This is a genomic window from Streptomyces sp. NPDC087428, assembly GCF_044744085.1.
Lineage (GTDB): Bacteria > Actinomycetota > Actinomycetes > Streptomycetales > Streptomycetaceae > Streptomyces.
In genome coordinates, this window is record NZ_JBIUXR010000013.1 from 73,160 (window position 1) to 98,425 (window position 25,266).

Consider the following 25,266-nt stretch of genomic DNA (forward strand, 5'->3'; position numbering starts at 1 on the left):
GAGCGCTCCTCGTGCGGATCCGGACACCCGGAAAGGCCATCGTAACGACCCTGCGGCCGCTCCTCCCCCGGGGACCGTGAGAGCCCGCACAACGCGAAGCGGGCCCCCGGTTGTTCCCGGGTGCCCGCTTCCGTGCGTGTGATGCGGTGCCGCGTACGGTCCGCCGGCGCTCAGACCGTGATCAGGGCCTCCAGCGGAGCGCCCCGCAGGCTCTCCTCCAGGCGGGCCCGGCCGGCCAGGAACCCGAGTTCCATGAGGACGGCGACGCCGACGACCCGGGCCCCGGCCCGCCGGATCAGTTCCAGCGAGGCACCGGCGGTGCCGCCGGTGGCCAGGACGTCGTCGATGACCATGATCCGGTCGTCGGCGGACAGGTCCTCGGCGTGGATCTCGATCTCCGCGGAGCCGTACTCCAGCTCGTAGGACTGGCTGAGCGTGGCGCCCGGCAGCTTTCCGGCCTTGCGGACGGGGACGAAGCCGAGCCCGGCCCGGACCGCGACCGGTGCGGCCAGGATGAATCCGCGGGCCTCCAGGCCGACGATCTTCGTGGCGCCGTGCCGTACGCACAGGTCCGCGAGGGCGTCGGTGAGGGCGGTGAAGGCCACCGGGTCCGCGAGCAGCGGGGTGATGTCCTTGAACACCACTCCCGGCTTCGGGTAGTCCGCCACGTCACGGATCCGGCTGAGCAGGAGGTCCCTCGTGCTCGCGGTGGTGCTGCTGGTCATCGACGCTTCCCCGGGGTCCGGCCGTGGCCCCTGGGGGGCTCCTGGCGCTGGCCGACGACCGCTGCGGCGGGTTCGGCGTCCGCGGGGATGCCCTCGTCCGCCTGCTCCGCCTCGGAGAGCTCGCCCTTGGCGGCCGCTGCGGCGCGCTTGGCGAGGACCCGCTTCTTCAAGGCCTTCATCTGCGGGTCGCGTTCCTTGAGGTCGGCGACGAGCGGAGTGGCGATGAAGATCGAGGAGTACGCACCGGCGGCGAGGCCGACGAAGAGTGCCAGGGAGATGTCGTTCAGCATGCCGGCGCCGAGGACGCCGCCACCGATGAACAGCAGACCGGCGACCGGCAGCAGGGCGACGATCGTGGTGTTGATCGAGCGGACCAGCGTGCCGTTGATGGAGCGGTTGGCGATCTCGCTGTACGTCCACCGGGTCTGCTTGGTGATCCCCTTCGTGCCCTCCTTGAGGCTGTCGAAGACGACGACCGTGTCGTAGAGGGAGTAACCGAGAATCGTCAGCAGACCGATCACGGTGCCCGGGGTGACCTCGAAGCCGACCAGGGCGTAGACACCGACCGTGATGGTGATGTCGTGGATCAGCGCGACCAGGGCCGCGATGGCCATGCGCCACTCGAAGGCGATGGCCAGGTAGATCACGACCAGGACCATGAAGACGCCGAGTCCGGTCCAGGCCTTGTTGGCGATCTGCTCACCCCAGCTGGGGCCGACCAGGTCGGCGGCGATCTTCTCCTCGGAGACGTTGAGGCCCTTGGAGAGGTCGCCCTTGATCGCGTCCGACTTCGAGGTGTCGACCTCGGTGATCTGGATGCGCAGTCCGCCGTTGCCCAGCTTCTGGACGATGGCCTGGTGGCCCGAGGACGTCGCCGCCAGCTCCTCCGCCTTGGCGACGGAGACGCTCGTCTTCGGGGTGGTGAAGACGGCGCCGCCCTTGAACTCGATGCCCATGTTCAGGCCGCTGACCGCCAGGCCGACGATGGCCGTGATGGTGATCAGGATCGAGATGCCGTACCAGATCTTGCGGTTGCCGATGAAGTCGTAGCCGACCTCGCCGCGGTAGAGACGGGCGCCGAGATTGCCGAGTCGCGACATCTCACGCCTCCTTCGGGTCGGTGGGGGCGTTGACACGGCGCGAACGACGCAGCGGCGGCTTGGCGCCGAGCCGCTTCGGGTCCAGTCCGGACCACGGGTGACCGCTCGAGAAGAACTTCTTGCGGGCCATCAGCGTCATGACGGGCTTGGTGAAGAGGAACACCACGACCACGTCGAGCAGGGTGGTGAGACCCAGCGTGAACGCGAAGCCCTGGACCTTGCCGACGGTGACGACGAACAGCACCGCGGCGGCGAGGAACGACACGAAGTCGGAGACCAGGATCGTGCGCCGGGCACGCGGCCAGGCCCGTTCGACGGCGGGGCGGAGCGTACGGCCCTCGCGGATCTCGTCACGGATGCGTTCGAAGTACACGATGAACGAGTCCGCGGTGATTCCGATCGCCACGATGGCGCCGCACACAGCGGGCAGGTTCAGCGCGAATCCGATGGCCGGTCCGAGCAGCGACATGATCGTGTACGTCAGGATGCCGGAGACCAGGAGGCTGAGGAGCGCGATGAGCGCCAGCCCGCGGTAGTAGGCCACCAGGTAGATGATGACCAGGACCAGGCCGATGGCACCGGCGATCAGGCCCGCCTCGAGCTGCTCCCCGCCGAGCGCGGCGGTGACGGTGGTGACGCTCTGCTCCTGGAAGGAGAGCGGCAGCGCACCGTAGGAGAGCACGTTGGCGAGGTCCTCGGCGGACTGCTGGGTGAAGTTGCCGGAGATCTCGGCGTCGGCGCTCAGCGCCTCCTGGACGGAGGGCGCCGAGACCACTTCGCCGTCGAGCGCGATGGCGAACTGGTTCTGCGGGGACTGCTGCTGCGCGAGCGTGCCGGTGATCTTCTGGAACTTCTTGGCGCCGCCGCCGGTGAAGCCCATCTGAACGATCCACTGACCGTTGTTCTGGTTGATGGCCGCCTTCGCGGTCTTCACGTCCGTGCCGTCGACCTCGGCCGGGCCGAGCACGTACTTGGCGCTGCCGTCCTGCTCACAGGCGATCACCGTGTCGGTGGCCTTGGAGCCCAGGGCCGCCTTGGAACGGCCGGCCTTGGTGGAGCAGTCGAGCGCCTCGAACCGCTTCTGCAGCTTGGCGGCCGCCGCCTGCTCCTCGGCGGACGCCGTGGGCGTGCCGCTCGCCTTCGGGGTGGGCGTGGCGTCGGCCTTCAGGGCGCCGGTGACCGCGCGGCCCTGGGTGGTGGCGCTCGGGCTCGGCTTGTCGGACGGGCTGGTCGCCTTGTCCGAGGCGGAGGAGCTCGGCGATGCCGACGGGCTGGCCTTGCCGGACGACGAGGCGCTGGGTGTCGGGGTGGGCGCACCCTGGGCGACGGTCAGCACCGGCCGGAAGTAGAGCTTGGCGGTCGTACCGACCTGCTCCCGGGCCTGGGCGGAGTTCGTGCCCTTGGGGATGTTGACAATGATGTTGCTCTTGCCCTGGGTCTGGACCTCTGCCTCGGAGACGCCGAGACCGTTGACGCGGCGTTCCATGATCTGGACCGCCGTGTCCATGTTGGTCTTGTTGACCGCCGACTCCTGGCCGGGCTCGGCCTTCGCCTCCAGCGTGATGGACGTGCCACCCGCCAGGTCGATGCCGAGTCGCGGCGTCGGCTGATCAGCCAGGAACATCCCGCCGGTGAGCGCGACCATGGCGATCAGGATCAGAGCCAGGGAACGCCCCGGCCTGCCCTGACCACCGGCCGGCGCTCGGCCCTTCTTCGGTGCTGCCACCTTTTCGTTTCTCCCTGTCCAACCGCCCCGCGCCGGGTACGCGCCCAAGCGGCCACGAAGTGTAGTGGGGACCCGCCCCCGCAGAAGACCGCACGGTCCGGGGACTGCCGGATGCCTGTGGGCTCACGGCATCCCCGGGTCGTGTGCTACTTCGCGTCGGCCTCGCCGTCGGCCTTGCCATCGGACTTGCCATCGGACTTCTTGTCGGCCTGGGTGTCGGCCGGCTCGGTGTCGTCCGCCTCGGCCTTCTTGCCCAGATCGATCTTCGCGTCGTCGGCGTCGGCGTCGTCCTTGGCGTCGTCGAGCTCGGTCAGCGAGGAGGCGTCGTCGGGCACGACGGCACCGTCGACGTCGAGCTCCTCCTCCTCGTCACCGTGGACGATGCGGTTGTACTCCGCGTCGTCGAGGACGGCACCGATGGAGTTCTTCGCATAGACGGCATGGACGCCGGGAGCGATCTCAAGGAGGACCGAGTCGTCGTGAAGCTCCTTGACGGTGGCGTACATGCCCCCGATCGTCCGGACGCCGGTACCGGGCTGCATTTCATTGCGCATGTTCGCAGCCGCCGCCTGCTTCTTCTTGGCGGACCGCGTCATCAGGAACATGGCCCCGATGAGCACGATGAAGGGGAGGAGAGTCACGGGATTCACGGGACGAGTTTCCTTCGCACGACCGCGCTGGAAGGCGGCCTGGTCTACGGGGGTGGGTACACCGACCTTTAAGGGCGGCATCGGCGGAGTCTAAGCGAGTCCGCATCGATGGAACAACGCCCAGCATGGCACCCGGGTTCCTCTGCGGGCCAACCTGTGATGCATCACGCCCCGAACAGGCCCTGTTGTCCCTTTCCGCCTTGCTGCGGCGGAACCAGCCCGAGGTGGGCCCAGGCGGCCGGTGTGGCGACCCGGCCGCGCGGCGTCCTGGCCAGCAGGCCCTCCCGCACCAGGAAGGGCTCCGCGACCTCCTCGACCGTCTCGCGTTCCTCCCCCACGGCGACCGCGAGGGTTGACAGGCCGACCGGACCGCCGCCGAAAAGTTTCATCAGGGCGCCGAGCACCGCCCGGTCCAGCCGGTCGAGACCGCGGGCATCGACCTCGTACACCCGCAGGGCCGCCGCGGCGATGTCCCGGTCGATCCTGCCGTCGGCCTTGACCTGGGCGTAGTCCCGGACGCGGCGCAGCAGCCGGTTGGCGATGCGGGGCGTGCCACGGGAGCGGCCGGCGATCTCCGCGGCGCCCTCCACGTCTATCGCGACGTCGAGGAGCCGGGCCGAGCGGTGGATCACCCTTTCCAGTTCGACGGGGGTGTAGAACTCCATGTGCCCGGTGAAGCCGAAGCGGTCGCGCAGCGGGGGCGGCAGGAGCCCCGCCCTGGTGGTGGCGCCGACCAGGGTGAAGGGCGGCAGCTCCAGCGGGATGGCGGTGGCGCCCGGCCCCTTGCCGACGATCACGTCGACCCGGAAGTCCTCCATCGCCATGTAGAGCATTTCCTCGGCGGGCCGGGACATCCGGTGGATCTCGTCGAGGAAGAGGACCTCGCCCTCCTGGAGCGAGGACAGGATCGCCGCCAGATCGCCCGCGTGCTGGATGGCGGGGCCCGAGGTGATCCGGATCGGCGCGTTCATCTCCGCTGCGATGATCATGGAGAGGGTGGTCTTGCCCAGGCCGGGGGCGCCGGAGAGCAGCACGTGGTCGGCGGTGGCGCCACGGGCGAGGGCCGCTTTGAGGACCAGGTCGAGCTGTTCGCGCACCGTCTCCTGGCCGACGAACTCGTCGAGGTCCTTGGGGCGCAGTGCCGCCTCGACGGCGGTGTCCTCGCCGTCCGCGCCGGCGTCGACGAGGCGCTCGTCGACGAGCTCGTCGGTGTCGGGTCGGGTCTCGTCCCAGTTCATCGCGTCAGTCCCGCCTCGGGTGTTTCGGTGCCGGGCCGTGCGGTGCCCGGTCCGGGGTGGAGAAGGGTGTCCTCCGGGGTCGCTCAGCGCGCGCGGTTGAGTGTCTGCAGGGCGGCGCGCAGCAGCTGGGGTACGGGCGGCTGCGCGCCCTCCGCCAGGGCCGCCTCCGCCTGCGGGGCCACGGCGGACACCGCCTCGTCGGCCTCGCGGGTCGCGTAGCCGAGGCCGATCAGGGCGGCCTGCAACTGGTCCCGCCAGGAGGAGGAGACCGCGGTGCCGATGCCCTGCTGGCCGATGTGGGCGCCGACGGGCTCGCCGAGCCTGTCCTTGAGTTCGAGCAGAAGCTTCTGCGCGCCCTTCTTGCCGATGCCGGAGACCGCGGTGAGCGCCTTCTCGTCCCCGGTGGACACGGCGATGCGCAGGGCGTCCGGGCTGTGCGTGGCGAGCATGGCCTGGGCGAGGCGGGGGCCGACGCCGCTCGCGGTCTGGAGGAGCTCGAAGGTCTGCCGCTCGTCGTCGTCGGTGAAGCCGTAGAGCGTGAGGGAGTCCTCCCGTACGACGAGGGAGGTGGCGAGCCTGGCCTCCTTGCCGATGCGGAGACCGGCGAGGGTGTTCGGCGCGCACTGGACGGCCATACCGATGCCGCCGACCTCGATCACGGCTGTGGTCGGGGCGAGAGCGGCCACGGGGCCGCTGACGAAGGCGATCATCGGGGGACCTTCCGGACGGGAGCTGTTGCGGAGCGCGGAATGCGCGGGGTTCGGGCCGCGGCGGCCGCCGCGTGCGCCTGCTGGAGGCGGTTGACCGCCGGGGCGCGCCAGATGTGACAGATGGCGAGGGCGAGGGCGTCGGCCGCGTCGGCCGGTTTCGGCGGGGCGTCCAGCCGCAGGAGCCGGGTGACCATGGCGCCGATCTGGGCCTTGTCCGCGCGGCCGCTGCCGGTGACGGCGGCCTTGACCTCGCTGGGCGTGTGCAGGGCCACGGGGATGCCGCGGCGGGACGCGCAGAGCATGGCGACCGCGCTGGCCTGGGCCGTGCCCATGACCGTACGGACGTTGTGCTGGGCGAACACCCGCTCGACGGCGACGCATTCGGGCCGGTGCTCGTCGAGCCACTCCTCGATGCCGCGCTCGATGGCCACCAGCCGGTGTCCGAGCTCCGCGTCGGACGGGGTGCGCACGACTCCGACGCCGAGCATCGTCAGGGGACGGCCCGCGACGCCCTCGACGACGCCGATGCCGCACCGGGTCAGCCCGGGGTCCACACCGAGTACCCGCATGGGTCGCCCCCTCCCTGCCGATCGGTCAACTGTTCCCGCAGGCTATCGGCTCGCAGTGACAATGCGACGGGCCGACGGGGTGTGTCCCCGTCGGCCCGTCCACGGAAGCTGCGTCGCGAGGCGCGGCTCAGGCGTCGACCTTCTCCATGACCTCGTCCGACACGTCGAAGTTGGCGAAGACGTTCTGCACGTCGTCGCTGTCCTCCAGCGCGTCGATGAGCTTGAAGATCTTGCGGGCGCCCTCTTCGTCGAGGTCGACCTGCATGGTGGGCAGGAAGTTGGCCTCGGCCGAGTCGTAGTCGATGCCCGCCTCCTGGAGCGCGGTGCGGACCGCGACCATGTCGGTGGCCTCGCTGACGACCTCGTAGCTCTCACCGAGGTCGTTGACCTCCTCCGCGCCCGCGTCCAGAACAGCGCCCAGCACGTCGTCCTCGGACAGCTCGCCCTTGGGGACGATGACGACGCCCTTGCGGTTGAACAGGTACGAGACCGAGCCCGGGTCGGCCATCGAGCCGCCGTTGCGCGTCATGGCGACACGTACGTCGGAGGCGGCGCGGTTGCGGTTGTCGGTGAGGCACTCGATGAGCACCGCGACACCGTTCGGCCCGTAGCCCTCGTACATGATCGTCTGGTAGTCGACGCCGCCCGCTTCGAGACCGCCACCGCGCTTGACCGCGGAGTCGATGTTCTTGTTCGGGACCGAGCTCTTCTTCGCCTTCTGGATCGCGTCCACAAGGGTCGGGTTGCCCTCGGGGTCCACACCGCCGGTGCGGGCCGCGACCTCGATGTTCTTGATCAGCTTCGCGAAGAGCTTGCCGCGCTTGGCGTCAATCACGGCCTTCTTGTGCTTCGTCGTAGCCCATTTAGAGTGGCCGGACATCTGCCTTCTCCTTCGCGTCACCAAATTCCGTACGAACCCGAGAGATCCTACCGGGGTCGAGTCAGCCCGATGCGCGCACCATGTCGACGAAGTACGCGTGGAGCCGGTGGTCACCGGTCAGTTCGGGATGGAATGACGTGGCAAGGGCGTTTCCCTGCCGTACCCCCACGATATGGCCGCCGTGCTCGGCGACGACCCGGGCCCGCGCGCCCACGGATTCGACCCAGGGGGCCCGGATGAAGACGCCCTCGACCGGACCGCCGTCGATTCCGGCGACCTCGACGGCCGCCTCGAACGACTCGTTCTGCCGCCCGAAAGCGTTACGGCGCACGATCATGTCGATGCCGCCGATGGTCTCCTGGCCCGAGCGCGGGTCGAGGATCTTGTCGGCGAGCAGGATCATTCCGGCGCAGGTGCCGTAGACCGGCATCCCGGCGGCGACGCGTTCGCGCAGCGGTTCCAGCATCCCGAAGAGCGTGGCCAGTTTGGACATCGTGGTGGACTCGCCGCCGGGGACGACCAGGCCGTCGACCTCGGCGAGTTCCTCGGGCCGCCGGACCGGCCTGGCCAGGGCGTCCGCCGAGGCCAGGGCGATCAGGTGTTCCCGTACGTCGCCCTGGAGGGCCAGGACTCCGATCACAGGGGTGTCGCTCATCAGTGACTACCAGCCGCGGTTGGCGTAGCGCTCGGTCTCGGGCAGGGTGTCGCAGTTGATGCCGACCATGGCCTCGCCCAGGTTGCGGGAGGCGTCCGCGATGATCTTCGGGTCGTCGAAGAACGTGGTGGCCTTCACGATGGCGGCGGCGCGCCTGGCCGGGTCGCCGGACTTGAAGATGCCGGAGCCGACGAAGACGCCCTCGGCGCCGAGCTGACGCATCAGCGCGGCGTCCGCGGGGGTGGCGACGCCGCCCGCGGAGAAGAGGACGACGGGCAGCTTGCCGAGCTCGGCGACCTCCTTGACCAGCTCGTACGGGGCGCGGAGGTCCTTGGCGGCGGCGTACAGCTCGTTGTTGTCGTAGCCGCGCAGCCGGGCGATCTCGTTCTTGATCTGGCGCAGGTGACGGACCGCCTCGACGACGTTGCCGGTGCCGGCCTCGCCCTTGGAACGGATCATGGCCGCGCCCTCGGCGATGCGGCGCAGGGCCTCGCCGAGGTTGGTGGCGCCGCAGACGAACGGGGTGGTGAAGGCGAACTTGTCGCTGTGGTTGACCTCGTCGGCCGGGGTGAGCACCTCGGACTCGTCGATGTAGTCGACGCCGAGGGACTGCAGGACCTGGGCCTCGACGAAGTGTCCGATGCGGGACTTCGCCATGACCGGGATGGAGACGGCCTCGATGATCTCCTCGATCATGTTCGGGTCGGACATCCGGGCCACGCCGCCGTCCTTGCGGATGTCGGCCGGCACCCGCTCCAGGGCCATGACGGCCACGGCGCCCGCGTCCTCGGCGATCTTCGCCTGCTCGGCGTTGACGACGTCCATGATCACGCCGCCCTTGAGCTGCTCGGCCATGCCGCGCTTGACGCGGGCTGTGCCGGTCGCCGGGGAGTCAGCGGACTGCGGGGTGGTGGGAAGCGTGGACACGGATCGACCTCACTGGGAGAAAAGACGCTGGGCGTGCAGGGGGGTGGTGCACTGCCGAGCAAACGCTCCGGGACCGGTCCACAGCAAGGGCCAATAGGAGGCCGGTGGATCGTTTTGGCCTGACGGCAAACGGACCGGGGCCCTTCTCCCTGCTCCCGCTCGCGCCGCGGACGTCAGCTGACCGGACGCGCGGCGAGGGCGACCGGCGGCTCGTCGTCCATCTCGAAGGCGAGCGGGAACGGGGCGTGACCGGCCAGCCGGAACCAGCGCACCGTGCGGTGGCGGCGCAGCGCTCGGGCGGCCCGCACCGCGTCGTTGTGGAACCGGCGCGCCATCGGCACCCGGCGGACGGCGGCGGCGAGTTCGGACGCGGCCTCCTCGCCGCCCGGGATCTCCTGCACCGCCTCCACCTGCGCCGGTTCGCCGAACACCGCGCGCAGGGCGGCGCTCAGTTCGCTCTCGGCGACCTCGCGGTTCTCCTCCTCGGCCTGACGGGCGGCGTGCGCGGCCTCGTACAGCACGATGGAGGCGGCCGGGTCGAGGACGCCGGACGTGGCGAGTTCCTGGGTGACCGAGGCCCGGCGCAGCAGTTGTGCGTCGAGCGCGGCGCGGGCCGCGTCGATGCGGGTGTGCAGCCGGTCGAGCCGGCCGGCGGTCCAGCTGAGATAGAGGCCGATCGCGACGAGGACGACGGCGGTCCAGATGAGGGTTTCGGTCACGGGCGGAAGGCTACCGGTGACCGGGCACCGTACGGCCGCCTCGGCCGGCCGGAGAGCCCGCGGGTGATCCGCCGGGGAGCCGGAGACGGCTCAGGGGCCGCCGGGCGGCCCGGCGGCCGCTCAGTCCCGCGCCAGCCCGAACCTGGCCCGCAGCCCGGTGCGTTCGTCGGCCGCGACCGACGCGGCCCCGTCCGCCACCGTCTCGTACACCGCGAGGATGTCCGCCCCCACGGTCGACCAGTCGAAGCGCCGTACGTGTGCGCTGCCGCGCTCGCGCAGTTCCGCGCGCCGTTCCGGGTCGCCCAGCAGCCGGACCGCGGCCGCGGCCAGCGCGTCCGCGTCCTCGTTGGCGAACAGTTCGCCCGCCTCCCCCAGGTCCAGGACCTGCGCGAAGGCGTCCAGGTCGCTGGCGAGGACCGGGGCGCCCGCCGACATGGCCTCGACCAGGATGATGCCGAAGCTCTCGCCGCCGGTGTTGGGCGCGACGTACACGTCGACGCTGCGCAGCAGCCGCGCCTTGTCCTCGTCGCTCACCATGCCGAGGAACTCGACCCGCTCGCGCATCTCCTTCGGCAGCGAGGCGACGGCCTCCTCCTCGTCGCCCCGGCCGGCCACCAGCAGCCTGGTGTCCGGGCGGGCGGCCAGGATCGCGGGCAGGGCCCGCATCAGGACGGGCAGGCCCTTGCGGGGCTCGTCGATGCGCCCGATGAAACCGATGGTGCCGCCCTGCCACTCGGGCCTGGGCTCGGCGGCGGCGAAGAACCCGACGTCGACGCCGTTCGGGATGACGACGGCGTCGCCGCCGAGATGCTCGACCAGGGTGCGGCGCGCGTACTCGCTGACCGCGATGCGCGCGCTGATCTTCTCCAGTGCCGGCTGGAGGATCGGGTAGGCGGCGATCATCGCCCGGGAGCGCGGGTTGGACGTGTGGAACGTGGCGACGATCGGCCCCTGCGCGGCCCAGCAGGTCAGCAGCCCCAGCGAGGGCGAGGTCGGCTCGTGGATGTGGATCACGTCGAACGTGCCGTCGTGCAGCCAGCGCCGCACCCGTGCCGCGGACAGGAAGCCGAAGTTCAGCCGGGCCACGGAACCGTTGTACGGGACGGGCACGGCCCGGCCCGCGGACACCACGTACGGCGGGAGCGGCGTCTCGTCGTCGGCCGGGGCCAGCACGGACACCTGGTGGCCGAGCCGGATCAGGTGCTCGGCCAGATCACGGATGTGGAACTGGACTCCGCCCGGTACGTCCCAGGAGTACGGGCAGACGATGCCGATCTTCACTGCGGGTCTCCGAGGGGTTCGAGGTCGGCGAGCCAGAGCCGTTGCAGCATGTGCCAGTCCTCCGGGTGCTCGGCGATTCCCAGGGCGAAGGCGTCGGCCAGCGCCTGTGTCATGACAGACGTCCGCTGCGCGCGGTCACCTGAGCCGGGAACCTCGACGGGCGGATGGATCCGCGCCTTCATCACCGGCGTGTCGTCGTAGTGGAGCGTGACCGGCAGCAGCAGCGCCCCGGTCTGCTGGGCGAGCAGCGCCGGACCGGCCGGCATCCGGGCCGTGTCGCCGAAGAACGTCACCTCGACGCCGGAGGCCGACAGATCACGGTCGGCGACCAGGCAGACCAGGCCGCCCGCCCGCAGCCGCTGCGCCAGGGTGCCGAACGCGGTCCCTCCGTTGTGCGCCAGGACCTCCATGCCCAGTCCCTCGCGGTACGCCACGAACCGGTCGTACAGCGACTCCGGCTTCAGCCGCTCGGCGACCGTGGTGAACGGGACCTTCAGATCCGTGGTGACCCACGCGCCCGCCAAATCCCAGTTCCCCAGGTGGGGCAGGGCGAGGACGACGCCGCGCCCCGCGTCGAGGCCCTCGGTCAGCCGGTGCGTGTCCGCCACCTCTATGGAGTCCTTGATCCGCCCCGCACTCCAGGTGGGCAGCCGGAACGACTCCATCCAGTACCGCATGTACGAGCGCATCCCGGCCCGGGACAGTTCGGCGAGGCGGGCCGGGCTCGCGTCCGGCACGACCCGCGCCAGATTCGACTCCAGCCGCAGCACGCTCTTGCCGCGCCGCTTCCACACCTGGTCGGCGATGGTGCGGAAGAGCGCCCGCGCGGCCGGCTCGGGAAGCTTCTTGACCGCGGCCCAGCCGAGTCCGTACAGCCCGTCGCTGATCCGTTCCTTGGGGCCGGGCCTCGTGTCCCCGGGGGCGCGGCTCACTGCGTGGCCTCGCTCCCCCGGTCCGCCGCGGCCGACTCGGCGGCGGCCGCGTCGGCCTCCGCGGACTCGCGGCGCACCGTCACGACGCGCTGCACGAGCGTCACCAGGCTGCCCGCGGCGACGAACCAGAGCGCGATCGGGAGGAGGTGCTCGATCCACGGCACTCCGAACTTGTGCAGTCCGGCGAGCCCGGCCGCCACGAGGGAGATCACCAGCCGCTCGGCCCGCTCCACGAGCCCGTTGACCGCGACCGGCAGACCGATCGACTCGCCGCGTGCCTTGGTGTACGAGACGACCTGGCCGCTCGCGAGGCAGAAGATCGCGACCGCGCACAGGACGTTGTCGTCGCCGCTGCCCGCGTACCAGAGGGCGAAGCCGGCGAAGATCGCCCCGTCGGCCACCCGGTCGAGCGTCGAGTCGAGGAAGGCGCCCCACCGGCTGGAGATGCCGGCCTGCCGCGCCATGTTCCCGTCGACGAGGTCGGAGAAGACGAAGATCGTGATGACGATCGTGCCCCAGAAGAACTCCCCCATCGGGAAGAAGACCAGCGCACCTGCCATCACCCCGGCCGTGCCGATCAGAGTGACCGCGTCAGGACTCACGCCGAGACGGAGCAGCAGTGCGGCGAACGGCGTGAGGACACGCGTGAAGAATGCACGCGCGTACTTGTTCAGCATGGCCTTCCCGAGGGTTCGGTGGGCCGCATGGCCCCATCGGCCACCGGCTGGAGGGTGCTGAAGGTCCTGGCCGGATCAGGGAACGGCGGCCGGTGCGTGCGGCTGCGAGGCGCCGGAGCGTCCTCATGGCGGGGCCATGGGGACGTTTCGGCAACACCGCAGACGTGCGTTCCGGGCACCGCGAGCCCGGCCAGGGCCTTCAGCACCCTCCTGGCCCATCGTAGTCACGACCGGCGCAGTCCACCGTCCGGGCACCCCCGGGCTCCTGTGCCGCGCTGCCCGGATCCTGCCGCGGCGTGCGACGTATGGACGGAACCGGGACACGGTGGAAAGCTCGGAAGTACCGCGGGCGTCGCCGAAGCCGCCGCGGCGGCTCCCCTCTGCCCGTGCCCCACTCCCCATCCCGCGCCCGGCGGTTCTCCCGCCCCGCGCCATCACCTGGGAGGAACGCACCATGGGCGACAAGGCACACGCACACACCGGGGCCGCCGGAAGAGCGGCGACGGCCGGCCACCCCTCCTCCATACGGAACGTGGTGCTGGTCGGCCACAGCGGCTCGGGCAAGACCACCCTGGTCGAGGCCCTCGCACAGACCGCGGGCGCGGTCAACCGGGCCGGCCGGGTCGAGGACGGCAGCACGGTCTCCGACCACGACGGGATCGAGCACCGGCAGCAACGCTCCGTACAGCTCTCCCTGGTCCCAATCGAATGGGACGGAGTCAAGATCAATCTGCTGGACACCCCCGGCTACGCGGATTTCGTCGGGGAACTCAGGGCCGGTCTGCGGGCGGCGGACGCCGCCCTCTTCGTCGTCTCGGCGGCCCAGGAGGCCGACGCCGTGGCCGGTGCCACCCGTGCCGTCTGGGAGGAGTGCGCCGCCGTCGGTATGCCGCGCGCCATCGTCGTCACCCACCTCGACACCGCCCGCACCCCGTTCGACGCGATGACGCGGATCTGCGGGGAGATCTTCGGCGGTGACAACCCCAACGCCGTGCTCCCCCTCTACCTGCCCGTGCACGGCCCCGAGGGCTCCGACGGCCACGCCCCGCTGACCGGGCTCACCGGGCTGCTCTCCCAGCGGGTCTTCGACTACTCCGGGGGCGAGCGGAGCGGGAACCCGCCCGCAGAGGCCCAGCGGGCGCCCCTGTCCGACGCCCGCGCCCGGCTCATCGAAGGGATCATCGCCGAGAGCGAGGACGAGACCCTGATGGACCGCTACCTCGACGGCGCGGACATCGACATCAGGACACTCGTCGACGACCTGGAGCGCGCCGTCGCACGCGGCACCTTCCACCCCGTCCTCACCGCCGCCCCCGCCGCCGAGGGCGCCCGGCAGGGCGTCGGCACCGTCGAACTCCTCGACCTGATCACCGGCGGCTTCCCGACCCCGCCCGAACGCCCGCTGCCCGGCGTGACCACCCTGCACGGGGCCCCGCTCCCCGCCCTCGGCTGCGACGCCCGGGGGCCGCTGCTGGCCGAGGTCGTCAAGACGGCCTCCGACCCCTATGCCGGCAGGCTCTCCCTGGTGCGCGTCTTCTCCGGCGCCCTGCGCTCCGACGACACCGTGCACGTATTCGGCCACGGGCTCAACGATCCCGGCCACGAGGCCCGCCCCTTCCACGAGGCCGAGATCCGCGTCGGCGCGCTCTCCTCACCGTTCGGCAAGCAGCAGCGGCCCCTCACCGAGTGCATCGCCGGGGATCTCGCCTGCGTCGCCCGGCTGGGCACCGCGGAGACCGGCGACACCCTGTCCGACCCGGACCGTCCGCTGCTGATGGAACCCTGGACCATGCCCGACCCGCTGCTGCCGCTCGCCATCGAGGCACACGGCAAGGCGGACGAGGACAAGCTCTCCGAGTGCCTCGCGCGGCTCGTGGCCGAGGATCCCACCATGCGCCTGGAGCAGAACCAGGACACCCACCAGGTGGTTCTGTGGTGCCTCGGCGAGGCCCATCTGGACGTGGCGCTGGACCGGCTGCGCAGCCGGTACGCGGTCCACGTCGACGCGGTCCCCCACCGCGTCGCCCTGCGCGAGACGTTCTCGGGCCCGTCCACCGGACGCGGCCGGCACGTCAAACAGTCCGGCGGCCACGGCCAGTTCGCCATCTGCGAGATCGACGTCGAGCCGCTGCCGGCGGGCTCCGGCATCGAGTTCGTCGACAAGGTGGTCGGCGGATCGGTGCCGCGCCAGTTCATCCCGTCCGTCGAGAAGGGCGTCCGCGCGCAGGCCGCGCACGGCGTCGCCACCGGACACCCGCTCGTCGATCTGCGGGTCACCCTGCGGGACGGGAAGTCCCACTCCGTGGACTCCTCGGACGCCGCCTTCCAGACCGCCGGCGCCCTGGCCCTGCGCGAGGCGGCCGCGGACACCCGCATCCAACTGCTCGAACCCGTCGCCGAGATCCGCGTCCTCGTCCCCGACGACTGCGTCGGTCCGGTGATGAGTGATCTCTCGGGCCGCCGCGGCCGGGTGGTCGGCACCGAGCAGTCCGGGCCCGGACGCACCCTCGTACGGGCCGAGGTGCCGGAGCTGGAGATCGGCCGGTACGCGGTCGACCTGCGCTCCCTGTCCCACGGCGCCGGCCGCTTCGACCGCTCGTACGCACGTCACGAAGCCATGCCGGCACAGCTCTCGGACCGTATGCGCGAACAACAGCACAACGGGATGAACGGTACGTAGTCCCCCGCGTCCCCCACGGTTGTCCACAGGGCCGGACAGCGTATCGATCCGGACGATACGCTGTGGTCCCAGCTCAGAAAGTGTGCCGGGCACGGCAGTTGGGAATCAGCCGCAACAGCGGTTCCTTGGCGGGCGAGTGGGGGCGACAGTGGCCAACGACGGATTCGATTTCTCTCCAGGAGCGCAGATTCCGCTCCAGGGGGCGGCGGGAGCGGCGGTGGCGACGAACGCCCTCGCCTCTGCCGCGTACCGCGACAGCCCGGTGGACGAGATCCTCAAGGCCAACAGCGAGTGGCACAAGTCCGAGGTGAAGGCCGGCCGGTCCAAGTTCCTCAAGTCGGACTACTTCAAGCCCAACCTCGGCGAGGCCTTCTCCCGCGCCGTTCAGGAGCGCACGCTGGGCGGTGCCCGTGGTGCGCTCATCCAGTCCTTCGGCAGCGATCCGCAGACCGTCGTCGAGCACTGCCTGTCCGCGTCCCGGCTCCGCAAGGCGCGCGACACCAAGCTCACCGCCGTGACGGCGATTTTCGGCTTCCTCTTCCTTCCCGGAATGCTGCTGTGGGTCATCGTGTTCCGGCTGCGTGACGGTCTCGCCAAAACCAAGGACAAGGGGCTCTCCGTCATCGGCAACGCCCTGTTGCCGATCATCGGGATCGCCGCGGTGTTCCTCCTGATCAAGATGCCCCTCAACGGCTTCCTCGGGCTCTACGTGCGGGCGATGGTCGTCGCTCCGGTCATCGGCTGGCTGATCGCCAAGCGGATCGCCGAGACCTCCGCCCAGGACATGCGCGTCCGCTGGGAAGGGCTCCTCTCCGGCGGCGGCGTCGTCGCCAAGATCCCCGAGGCCGTACCGAAGAACCCGAGCGAGACCGCCCGCGAGGCGCTCCGGCAGGGCCTGGAGAAGCTCTCGGCGGAGCAGCAGTCCAACTCGGTCTTCTACGCCGGCCCCAAGGGCATCCTCGGCATGGGCACCCGCTGGGGCAGCTGGCAGCTCGCGGAGGACCTCGTCTCCAAGGATCCCGGCAAGGAGTTCCACCAGTTCCGCAGCTGGGACCTGGTGCGCGTCATCCACGACCAGCTCAAGATGCTGGAGCGCGGCCCGCTGAACACGGGCGGCTTCCCCAAGCCCTCGGTCACGCACTGGATCGTGTCGCCCGTCGGTGAGAACGCCGGATCGGTCTCCCGCCCGGAGGGCGAGGACGTCGCCACCTTCCAGGTGAAGCCGCACGAGATACAGCGGATCTGCAACCACCAGCAGTTCGGCGGCGGTGACCGCCACTACCTCGGCGTCCAGTTCACCCTCTGGGACGGCCAGCTGGTCATCACCATGATGATCACCGTCACCGTGCTCTTCGAGACCCTGCGCATCGAGGTCACCGGACACGCCCTCGGCCCGGTCCACTCCCTCTTCACCAGCAAACCCTCCGCCAAGACGAAGACGGTCAACAAGACCGTCAAGTTCTGGGAGACCCGCAGCATCACGCTGGCGCTGGTCGAGTCCAGCGAGGTGGTCCGCCTCGCCCTGCGCGCCCCGTTCACCTGGTACCCGCCGTTGCTCGACTACCTCGGCGGCAAGATCGCGCTGCCGGAACCCTTCGGGCTGCGGCACGCCTGGGCCGAGAAGCCGTGGCGCCACCGCTTCATGGCGGACGACGCGATGCGTGCGGCCACGCCCGTCCTGCGCGTGGTGCACAACGCCGTCATCAAGGTGCTCGACGAGAACGGCGTCGACACCGAACGCTTCGGCAACCGCTCGTCGACGCTCAGCGGAGCCGTCCAGGACCCGACCCCGCGCAAGGCCGACCTGTACGACGCGTAGGGCCTTCCGCACGAACGCGCGAGGGGCTCCCCGGTCCGCCGGGGAGCCCCTCGCGCGTTCGTGTACCGGACGGATCAGACGGGCCAGGCGTCGGCCAGCATCTTCCGGGTGTCGGCCAGCAGCTGCGGGAGCACCTTGGTGTGACCCACCACCGGCATGAAGTTGGTGTCACCGCCCCAGCGGGGCACCAGATGCTGGTGCAGGTGCGCGGCGATGCCGGCGCCGGCCACCGCGCCCTGGTTCATACCGATGTTGAACCCGTGCGCGCCCGACGCCGCACGCAGCGCCGTCATCGCGCGCTTGGTGAAATCGGCGAGCTCCACCGTCTCCGGACCGTCCAGCTCGGTGTAGTCCGCGACGTGCCGGTACGGCACCACCATCAGATGCCCACCGTTGTACGGGTAGAGGTTCAGCACGGCGTAGACCTTCTCGCCGCGTGCGACGACGAGCCCGTCCTCGTCCGACATCGACGGAATCGCACAGAACGGACAGCCGTCGCCGGCCTCCGGACCGGTCGGCTTGTTCTCGCCCTGGATGTACGCCATCCGGTGGGGCGTCCACAGGCGCTGGAACGCGTCGGGCGTCCCCACTCCGATCTGCTGCTCGGGCTCACTCGTCATGCCGATCAGCATATTGCTTACCCCGTGCGGAGCGTGTCGCCGGGGCCGGACCCGCCCCCGCCCCGCGATGCTTGGCCGATGAGCGACCGCCCCACGGCCCAGTCCACACCCGCTCTGACCCGCTGGGAGCAGCGAGCGGAGGCGCCGCTCTTCGTCGCCTCGATACTGTTCCTGCTCGGCTACGCGACCCGTGTCCTCGCCCCGCGCGACGCCGAACCCTGGCGCGACATCTCCCTCGCGCTGGTCGGCGCCACCTGGCTGCTCTTCGTCATCGACTACGCCGTCAGGATCCGGCTCAGTGGTCTCGGCCACCGTTTCGTCCGGGTGCACTGGCTGGACACGCTGGTGCTTCTCCTGCCGCTGCTGCGGCCCCTGCGGATGGTCAAGGTCTACACGGCCGTCCAGAAGCGCCGCGACGAGCCCCGGCTGAGCCTGTACGCCCGCGTGATGTCGTACGCCGGTATGACGTCCGTGCTGCTGGGTGTCTCGGCCGCCCTGGCCGTCTACCGCCTGGAGCGCGATGCCCCGGGTGCCTCGATCCGGACCTTCGGCGACGCGGTCTGGTGGGCGTGCGCGACGCTCACGACGGTGGGGTACGGGGACGCCGTACCGGTGACGCCGCTGGGCCGGGTCGTGGCGGCGGGTCTGATGGCCTGCGGGCTGGCGCTGCTGGGAGCGGTGACGGGTTCGTTCTCGTCGTGGCTGATCCAGGCGTTCCGCCGGGAGGACGAGAAGGGGCCCCCGGCGAGCGGATAGCTCGCCGGGGGCCCCTTCTCGTGACCGGTCAGACCTGGACGCGGTCCTCGACGGCCTTCGCGATCTTGGCGAGGGCGTCCTCGACGGGGATGCCGTTCTCCTGCGATCCGTCGCGGTAGCGGAAGGAGACGGCGCCGTTGGCCATGTCCTCGTCGCCCGCGATGATCATGAAGGGCACCTTGGCCCGCTGCTGGTTGCGGATCTTCTTCTGCATCCGGTCCGACGAGGCGTCCACGTCGACCCGCAGCCCCTGCTTGCGGGCCTTGGCGGCGAACTCCTGGAGGTACGGGATGTGCGCGTCGCCGATCGGGATGCCGACGGCCTGGACCGGGGCCAGCCACACCGGGAACGCACCCGCGTAGTGCTCGAGCAGCACCGCGAAGAAGCGCTCGATGGAACCGAACAGGGCACGGTGGATCATGACCGGGCGCTGCTTGGTGCCGTCGGGGCCGGTGTACTCCAGGTCGAAGCGCTCCGGCAGGTTGAAGTCGAGCTGCACGGTCGACATCTGCCAGGTCCGGCCGATGGCGTCCTTGCACTGCACCGAGATCTTCGGGCCGTAGAACGCGGCGCCGCCCGGGTCCGGGACCAGCGGCAGCCCCTGCTTCTCGGCGACCAGGCGCAGCGTCTCGGTGGCCTCGTCCCAGGCCTCGTCCGAGCCGACGAACTTCTCCGGGTCCTTGGTGGAGAGCTCCAGGTAGAAGTCGGTCAGACCGTAGTCGCGGAGCAGGTTCAGGACGAAGGTGAGCGTCCGGTCCAGCTCCTCGGCCATCTGCTCCTTGGTGCAGTAGATGTGCGCGTCGTCCTGCGTGAAGCCGCGCGAGCGGGTCAGGCCGTGCACGACGCCCGACTTCTCGTACCGGTACACCGTGCCGAACTCGAAGAGACGAAGGGGCAGTTCACGGTACGAACGGCCGCGGGCGTCGAAGATCAGGTTGTGCATCGGGCAGTTCATCGGCTTGAGGTAGTAGTCCACCCCGTCGTCGAGCTGCATGGGCGGGTACATGCCGTCGGCGTACCAGTCCAGGTGGCCGGACTTCTCGAAGAGCTTGCCCTTGGTGGCGTGCGGCGAGTAGACGAACTCGTAGCCCTCTTCCTCGTGGCGGCGCCGCGAGTAGTCCTCCATGGCCCGGCGGATGACGCCGCCCTTGGGGTGGAAGACCGCGAGGCCGGGGCCGATCTCGTCCGGGAAGGAGAAGAGGTCCAGCTCGCTGCCGAGCTTGCGGTGGTCGCGCTTGGCGGCCTCCTCCAGGAACTCCAGGTGCGCCTTCAGCTCGTCCTTGGTGGGCCAGGCGGTGCCGTAGATGCGCTGGAGCATGGGGTTCTTCTCGCTGCCGCGCCAGTAGGCGGCCGCGTTGCGCATCAGCTTGAACGCCGGGATGAACCGGGTGGTCGGCAGGTGCGGACCCCGGCAGAGGTCCTTCCAGCAGAGGTCCCCGGTCTTCGGGTCGAGGTTGTCGTAGATGGTCAGCTCGCTGCCGCCCACCTCGACGTCCGCGCCGTCGTCCGTGGAGGCGGAGCCCTTGATGCCGATGAGCTCCAGCTTGTACGGCTCGTCGGCCAGCTCCTCGCGGGCGGCCTCGTCCGTGACGACCCGGCGGGAGAACTTCTGGCCCCGCTTCTGGATCTCCTGCATCTTCTTCTCGATGGCCTTGAGGTCCTCGGGCGTGAACGGCGTCTCGACGTCGAAGTCGTAGTAGAAGCCGTCCTTGACCGGCGGGCCGATGCCGAGCTTGGCCTCGGGGTGCAGCTCCTGCACGGCCTGCGCCATGACGTGCGCGGTGGAGTGCCGGAGGATGTCGAGGCCGTCCTGGGACGAGATCAGGACGGGCTCCACGGTGTCGCCGTCGGCGACCACGTACGCGAGGTCCTTCAGTTCACCGGCGATGCGGGCGGCGACGACGGTGCGCTCGCCGGGGAAGAGCTCGGCTGCCGTAGTGCCCGTCGTCACCACGCGTTCTTCCCGCTCGGAATCGCGCTGGATGATCACACGGACGTCTGACACCGGTCTCTCCTGACTCAGGGGGTGCGGCGCGTTCCTTCCGCGCGCGCAAGAGGAATCGTACCGAGCCCGCACCCCTCTTAGCGAAAGGGCCGGATTCGGCGGCCTCCGCCGGGCCGCGCGCCGGCGCCTTCGACGTCCGCGGCGGGGCCCGATACCACTCGACCGGCGGGACCGCTCCGTCGGCGCCACCGCAGCGGGCGGCCCGTATACGGCGTACCAGGCAAAGGGTGCGGGTATCACCGAACCGGGCAGGGGAATCACGCCATCTGCCGCTCGGGCGCGAGGAGTTCGGGGATGACTCATTGGTACGAGGGGCCACTGGCCGCTTTTGACACAGAGACGACGGGGGTGGACGCGGAGGGGGACCGGATCGTCTCGGCCGCCCTCGTCCTCCAGGACGGCGCCTGCGGGCGGACGCGGGTCACCCGCTGGCTGGTGAACCCGGGGGTGCCGGTGCCTCCGGGAGGGACGGCGATCCACGGGCTGACCGATGACCACCTCCAGCGCAACGGGCGGTGGCCCGCGCCGGTGATGGAGGAGATAGCGAGGGCCCTGGCCGAGCAGAGTGCGGCCGGCCGGCCGCTGGTGGTGATGAACGCGCCGTTCGACCTGACGCTGCTGGACCGGGAGCTGAAGCGGCACCGGGCGTCGTCGCTGTCCGGCTATCTGGGGGCCACGCCGCTGTGCGTGCTGGATCCCCGGGTGCTCGACAAGCATCTGGACCGCTACCGCAAGGGCCGGCGCACGCTCACGGATCTGTGCGAGCTGTACGGGGTGGTGCTGGACGGGGCGCATGACGCGGCGGCCGGTGCGGCGGCCTCGCTGGAGCTGGTCCGGGCGGTGGGGCGGCGGTTCGCCACCCGGCTGGAGCGGCTGACCCCGGCGGAGCTGCACACCCTCCAGGCGGTGTGGCACGCCGCCCAGGCACGTGGTCCGCAGGCCTGGTTCACCAGGAGCGGCGCGCCGGAGCCGGTGGACCCGGCGTGGCCGTTGCGTCCGGAGCTGAGCGCCGCCGCGTGAGCGGGTGTGCGCCCGGGGGCTCCACGAGGAACGGCCGCGGAGCCGGACACGCAGAGGCCGGTCCGTCGGTGCTGCTGACGGACCGGCCTCTCCCGGGGTGGGCGATACTGGTTTCGAACCAGTGACCTCTTCGGTGTGAACGAAGCGCTCTCCCACTGAGCTAATCGCCCGGGAACGGGTTGAACCATACAGGGCTCTGCGGGTGTGGTTCAAACCGCTTCCAGCCGGGCCGCGAACCCCCGGCGTCCGGCGCGCATCATCAGGGCGTGATTGGCCCGGAACACCGGGCGCCCCGGCAGCGCGAGCAGCCGCATCAGCCTCTTGCGCACCTCGACCTCCTGTTCGTAGGTGGCGCGGCTCCCGGTCCCGTGCGGGACGACGGTCCAGCGGGCCCAGCCTTCGAGGTCGCCGGTGAGGGCGACTTCGAGGATCCCGGCGACCGGGTCCCGGCGGCGTTCGCTGACCGTGATGACGAGGTCGTACGGGAGCAGGGAGCGGATGCGGGTGGTGCCGGAGGTGTCGTCGACCGGGGTGACCTCTCGGATCTGCGGCCACCAACGCGGGTACTGCTCCACCTGTTCCAGGAGCCGGTACACGGCACCGGGCGGGGCGTCGAGGTCCCAGATGCTTACAAAACGGTAGTGACTCCAGTCCATGCGTCCAGGATGCGCATACTCAGCCGGGGAACTGAGTATCCGTGCGCATGTCCGAATGCGTGACCGCCACCACACTCACGTTCATGGAACATCTGCCGCCGCCCGCCGAGGAATTGGCGCTCCTCGACCGCGAGCTCGCCGGGCTGGATCTGCGCCGGTCCCAGCTGCTGCACCGTCGCGCCTGGCTGGTCAGCGTCCTGCGGACGCCCGGCCCGCTGCCCGTCGTACCACCTCCCGTGCCCTCGTTCCCGCCGCCCGCGGGCCGCCCCCCGACGCCGTTCGCGGCTCCGGGCCGGCCGCCCGTTCCCGCGGTCCGCACCCGTGGTGCGCAGAACGTGCTGCTCGTCCTCGGCGGACTGCTGCTGACGATCGCGGCCATCGCGTTCACCCTGGTCGGCTGGGGCCAACTGGGGATCGGCGGACGCTCGGCGGTTCTGGCGACGGTCACGGCGGCAGCCCTGGCCGCGCCCGCCGCGCTGCTGCGCCGGGGGCTGTCCTCGACGGCCGAGTCGCTCGCGGCCCTCGCCTCCGTCCTGATGGTGCTGGACGCGTACGCGCTGCACGAGGTGGCGCTTGCGGGGACGAGCGGCCTGGGCTTCGCGGCGGCCGCTTCGGCGGTGCTGGCCGTGCTGTGGGCGGGGTACGGGCTGCTGCTCGGCGGGCTGCGGCTGCCGCTGCCCGCCGCGGTGCTCGGCGCGCAGTTGCCGCTGCTGCTGTGGGCGTGGGCGGAGCGGGCGGACGTCCTGGTGTTCGCGGGTGCGCTGCTGGCGACGGCGGCTCTGGACTGTGCGATCGCGGTGCGGGGCAAGGGGATCGCGGTACGGGTGACGGCCTGCTCCGGCCTCTGGGTGACCGGTGGTGCGGGGCTGTTGCTGGCACTGGTGAAGTCGCTGGTGGCCGATGCGCCGGCGGGCGCGGTGGCGCCGGGGGCGCTGCTGCTGGCGGGTGCGGCGATCGCGCTGTGCGGGGCTCGGCGGGCGCCGGCGGCGGTTGCGGTGGCCGGTGGTCTGGTGGCCGGTCTGGCGGCCGTGGCCGGCGTCGCCGGAGTGGTGGTCGCGGGGGTGCCCGGTGGCTGGGTGGTGCCGGTGTACCTGCTGTGCGGCGGGGCGTTGGCGGCCGGCGTACGGGCCCCGCTGGGACGTCCGGCCGGGCAGGGGCTGGTGTGGGCTGCGGGCGTGGTGGCGGCGGGGTCGGTGCTGTTCTCGCTGCCGCCGGTCGTGGTGTCGCTGACGGGTCCGGTGGTGCAGCTGGGCCGTGTGTGGTCGGGTGCGCCGCACGGCGGTGCCCGGGGCGTGGCGGGTGCGGAGGGACTGCCGTGGACGGAGATGGCCTCGGCCCCCGTCGTACTGCTCGTGGTGGCCGCGGTGCTCGCGGCGGCCTACCGGTCGTGGGAGGGCGTGCTGCGGTGGGCCGGGCCGGTGCTCTCCCCCGGGCCCTCGGCACGGGGCGCTGTCGGGGCGACGGCTCCGGTGCTCGGCTGGGCGGGACTGACGGTGCTGCCGGCCGCTCTGGACGCCTCGTACGCGGTGGCCGTCTCGGTTCAACTGGTGCTGGTGGCCGTCGTGTTCGCGGTGGCGGTGGCCGGGCTGCGGCGCGGGGCGACAGGGGTGGCGCTGACTGCGTCGGTGTGCGGGGCGGTCGGCGCGGTGGATGTGGCGCTGCTGTCGCTGAGCACGGAGGCGGCCACGTACGCGGTGTTCGGGACGTTGCTGGTGGCGCTCGTGGCGGCCGCGGCCGCGCTGGAGGTTCCCGTGGTCCCGGCGTCGCGGCCGGACCGGGTGCCGGCGACCGTGCAGGCGGTGGCGGCGTGCGCGGCGGTGCTCTGCGGCGTCGTACTGGCCGGTGCGTGCGGTGCCTCGCTGGGGCTGGCCGCGCATCGGGCGGCCCCGCTGCTCCTGGCCGTACCGGCGGTGACCGTGCTGCTGGGCGCCCGGCTGAAGGCGCACGCGGTGGCGCTGCCGGTCGAGCTGACCGGTGCCGCGGCGGCGCTGCCCGCGGTGGGCATGGCGTTGGGCGACCTGCCGTTCCTGGCTCTGGTGCTGGCTCTGTGCGCGGTGCTGGCGGCCGGCACGGCGTTGCGGCCGGAGCGGCGGCCGGTGGCCGGATATGTGGCGACGGGGCTGTTCGTGACGGCGTCCTGGGTCCGGCTCTCGGCGTCCGGGGTGTCGTCCCCCGAGGCGTACACCCTGCCGGTGACGGTGGCGGCGCTGGTGATCGGCGTGCTGCGCCGGCGCCGTGATCCCGCCGCGTCGTCGTGGACGGCGTACGGGGCGGGTCTGGCGGCGACGCTGGTGCCGTCGCTCCTCGCCGCCTGGGCCGATCCGCACTGGCTGCGGCCGCTGCTGCTCGGTGCGGCGGCGCTGCTGATCACACTGCTGGGGGCGCGGTGGCGGCTGCAGGCCCTTCTGGTGCTGGGCGGTGCGGTGCTGGCGCTGGACGCGCTGCACGAGCTCGCGCCGTATGTGGTCCAGGTGGTGGGTGCGATGCCGCGCTGGGTGGCTCCGGCGCTGGCCGGGGCGCTGCTGCTGGCGGTCGGGGCGACGTACGAGAAGCGGCTGCGCGACGCCCGGCGGCTGAGGGACGCCCTGGGCCGGATGCGGTGACGTGACCGCGTGGCCGGCCCGGGGCGCCCCCGGGTGCCTCGGGCCGGCAGGTGGTCGCCGACGAGGGCGAGGTTCCCGATGGCGGCGAGTCCGTACAGCGCGGTGTCGTTGGTGCGGGGAGCGCCGTCGACGGCGCCACGAGTGGGGACGAAAACCGGTGGAAGCGCTTGACCGGCGCACGCGGGAACGCCGACGGCCCGGAAGCTTCAGGAAGCTTCCGGGCCGTCGGTCCGGGGTGGGCGATACTGGGTTCGAACCAGTGACCTCTTCGGTGTGAACGAAGCGCTCTCCCACTGAGCTAATCGCCCCGGGCGCACG

At 71.2% G+C, this 25,266-nt stretch carries 22 protein-coding genes and 2 tRNA genes; 5 read left to right on the plus strand and 19 right to left on the minus strand.

Features of this window, described 5'->3' with window-relative positions:
- Positions 1 to 170: 170 nt before the first annotated feature.
- From ACIO3R_RS27040 to pgsA, 14 genes are all read right to left on the minus strand, one after another.
- Positions 171 to 725 (minus strand): adenine phosphoribosyltransferase, encoded by a 555-nt coding sequence (locus ACIO3R_RS27040; protein WP_385032440.1) that lies wholly within the window; start codon positions 723 to 725, stop codon positions 171 to 173.
- Complete coding sequence (gene secF, locus ACIO3R_RS27045; RefSeq protein ID WP_385032437.1) at positions 722 to 1,825, minus strand: protein translocase subunit SecF; 1,104 nt, start codon at positions 1,823 to 1,825, stop codon at positions 722 to 724. Before secF ends, ACIO3R_RS27040 begins: the two co-directional genes overlap by 4 nt.
- A gap of 1 nt (position 1,826) precedes the next feature.
- Positions 1,827 to 3,551 (minus strand): protein translocase subunit SecD, encoded by a 1,725-nt coding sequence (gene secD, locus ACIO3R_RS27050; protein WP_402109366.1) that lies wholly within the window; start codon positions 3,549 to 3,551, stop codon positions 1,827 to 1,829.
- A gap of 146 nt (positions 3,552 to 3,697) precedes the next feature.
- Positions 3,698 to 4,201: a preprotein translocase subunit YajC gene (gene yajC, locus ACIO3R_RS27055; RefSeq protein WP_402109369.1), complete on the minus strand. Its 504-nt coding sequence runs from the start codon at positions 4,199 to 4,201 to the stop codon at positions 3,698 to 3,700.
- A 164-nt stretch (positions 4,202 to 4,365) separates the two neighbouring features.
- Positions 4,366 to 5,439 (minus strand): Holliday junction branch migration DNA helicase RuvB, encoded by a 1,074-nt coding sequence (gene ruvB / locus ACIO3R_RS27060; protein ID WP_385032428.1) that lies wholly within the window; start codon positions 5,437 to 5,439, stop codon positions 4,366 to 4,368.
- A gap of 83 nt (positions 5,440 to 5,522) precedes the next feature.
- On the minus strand, positions 5,523 to 6,149 hold the full coding sequence (gene ruvA / locus ACIO3R_RS27065) for a Holliday junction branch migration protein RuvA (protein WP_385353940.1): 627 nt from the start codon (positions 6,147 to 6,149) through the stop codon (positions 5,523 to 5,525).
- Positions 6,146 to 6,718 (minus strand): crossover junction endodeoxyribonuclease RuvC, encoded by a 573-nt coding sequence (ruvC, locus tag ACIO3R_RS27070; RefSeq protein WP_385032422.1) that lies wholly within the window; start codon positions 6,716 to 6,718, stop codon positions 6,146 to 6,148. The genes ruvA and ruvC overlap by 4 nt, the downstream gene beginning before the upstream one ends.
- Positions 6,719 to 6,845: 127 nt before the next feature.
- Positions 6,846 to 7,598, minus strand: coding sequence for a YebC/PmpR family DNA-binding transcriptional regulator (locus ACIO3R_RS27075; protein ID WP_123468415.1), 753 nt, complete (start codon positions 7,596 to 7,598; stop codon positions 6,846 to 6,848).
- Positions 7,599 to 7,659: 61 nt separating this feature from the next.
- Complete coding sequence (pdxT, locus tag ACIO3R_RS27080; RefSeq protein ID WP_385032418.1) at positions 7,660 to 8,253, minus strand: pyridoxal 5'-phosphate synthase glutaminase subunit PdxT; 594 nt, start codon at positions 8,251 to 8,253, stop codon at positions 7,660 to 7,662.
- A 6-nt stretch (positions 8,254 to 8,259) separates the two neighbouring features.
- Complete coding sequence (pdxS, locus tag ACIO3R_RS27085) at positions 8,260 to 9,180, minus strand: pyridoxal 5'-phosphate synthase lyase subunit PdxS (RefSeq protein WP_311306754.1); 921 nt, start codon at positions 9,178 to 9,180, stop codon at positions 8,260 to 8,262.
- 173 nt (positions 9,181 to 9,353) lie between these two features.
- The gene (locus ACIO3R_RS27090; RefSeq protein WP_402109377.1) at positions 9,354 to 9,899 is read right to left on the minus strand and encodes a hypothetical protein; all 546 of its coding nucleotides are present in this window, start codon (positions 9,897 to 9,899) and stop codon (positions 9,354 to 9,356) included.
- A gap of 120 nt (positions 9,900 to 10,019) precedes the next feature.
- Positions 10,020 to 11,180, minus strand: coding sequence for a glycosyltransferase family 4 protein (locus tag ACIO3R_RS27095; protein ID WP_402109380.1), 1,161 nt, complete (start codon positions 11,178 to 11,180; stop codon positions 10,020 to 10,022).
- Positions 11,177 to 12,112 carry a phosphatidylinositol mannoside acyltransferase gene (locus ACIO3R_RS27100; RefSeq protein ID WP_402109383.1) on the minus strand — a complete coding sequence of 312 codons (936 nt, stop codon included), beginning with the start codon at positions 12,110 to 12,112 and terminating at the stop codon, positions 11,177 to 11,179. Before ACIO3R_RS27100 ends, ACIO3R_RS27095 begins: the two co-directional genes overlap by 4 nt.
- Complete coding sequence (gene pgsA / locus ACIO3R_RS27105; RefSeq protein ID WP_363074361.1) at positions 12,109 to 12,789, minus strand: phosphatidylinositol phosphate synthase; 681 nt, start codon at positions 12,787 to 12,789, stop codon at positions 12,109 to 12,111. The genes ACIO3R_RS27100 and pgsA overlap by 4 nt, the downstream gene beginning before the upstream one ends.
- A 454-nt stretch (positions 12,790 to 13,243) precedes the next feature.
- Between pgsA and ACIO3R_RS27110 the strand changes: the two genes are divergently transcribed.
- Complete coding sequence (locus ACIO3R_RS27110) at positions 13,244 to 15,469, plus strand: elongation factor G-like protein EF-G2 (protein WP_402109386.1); 2,226 nt, start codon at positions 13,244 to 13,246, stop codon at positions 15,467 to 15,469.
- A 148-nt stretch (positions 15,470 to 15,617) separates the two neighbouring features.
- Positions 15,618 to 17,288: a hypothetical protein gene (locus tag ACIO3R_RS27115; protein WP_402109388.1), complete on the plus strand. Its 1,671-nt coding sequence runs from the start codon at positions 15,618 to 15,620 to the stop codon at positions 17,286 to 17,288.
- 74 nt (positions 17,289 to 17,362) lie between these two features.
- On the opposite strand, the gene ACIO3R_RS27120 is transcribed toward ACIO3R_RS27115, so the two are convergent.
- Complete coding sequence (locus tag ACIO3R_RS27120) at positions 17,363 to 17,920, minus strand: HIT domain-containing protein (RefSeq protein ID WP_145762438.1); 558 nt, start codon at positions 17,918 to 17,920, stop codon at positions 17,363 to 17,365.
- Positions 17,921 to 17,986: 66 nt separating this feature from the next.
- On the opposite strand from ACIO3R_RS27120, the gene ACIO3R_RS27125 reads away from it, so the two are divergent.
- Positions 17,987 to 18,664: a potassium channel family protein gene (locus tag ACIO3R_RS27125; protein ID WP_402109391.1), complete on the plus strand. Its 678-nt coding sequence runs from the start codon at positions 17,987 to 17,989 to the stop codon at positions 18,662 to 18,664.
- Positions 18,665 to 18,692: 28 nt separating this feature from the next.
- Here the strand turns inward: ACIO3R_RS27125 and thrS are convergent, their stop codons facing one another.
- The gene (gene thrS, locus ACIO3R_RS27130) at positions 18,693 to 20,669 is read right to left on the minus strand and encodes a threonine--tRNA ligase (protein WP_385041898.1); all 1,977 of its coding nucleotides are present in this window, start codon (positions 20,667 to 20,669) and stop codon (positions 18,693 to 18,695) included.
- A gap of 294 nt (positions 20,670 to 20,963) precedes the next feature.
- Between thrS and ACIO3R_RS27135 the strand changes: the two genes are divergently transcribed.
- A complete protein-coding gene (locus ACIO3R_RS27135) occupies positions 20,964 to 21,689 on the plus strand; it encodes a 3'-5' exonuclease (protein WP_402109395.1) in 726 nt (241 codons plus the stop codon).
- 98 nt (positions 21,690 to 21,787) lie between these two features.
- Here the strand turns inward: ACIO3R_RS27135 and ACIO3R_RS27140 are convergent.
- Positions 21,788 to 21,859, minus strand: a tRNA-Val gene (locus tag ACIO3R_RS27140).
- A 39-nt stretch (positions 21,860 to 21,898) separates the two neighbouring features.
- A complete protein-coding gene (locus ACIO3R_RS27145; protein ID WP_385025398.1) occupies positions 21,899 to 22,345 on the minus strand; it encodes an SRPBCC family protein in 447 nt (148 codons plus the stop codon).
- Between the two features lie 83 nt (positions 22,346 to 22,428).
- On the opposite strand from ACIO3R_RS27145, the gene ACIO3R_RS27150 reads away from it, so the two are divergent.
- Positions 22,429 to 24,948: an SCO7613 C-terminal domain-containing membrane protein gene (locus tag ACIO3R_RS27150; RefSeq protein ID WP_402109398.1), complete on the plus strand. Its 2,520-nt coding sequence runs from the start codon at positions 22,429 to 22,431 to the stop codon at positions 24,946 to 24,948.
- A 236-nt stretch (positions 24,949 to 25,184) separates the two neighbouring features.
- Here ACIO3R_RS27150 and ACIO3R_RS27155 read toward each other — a convergent pair.
- Positions 25,185 to 25,256 (minus strand) — tRNA-Val (locus ACIO3R_RS27155).
- Positions 25,257 to 25,266 lie beyond the last annotated feature (10 nt).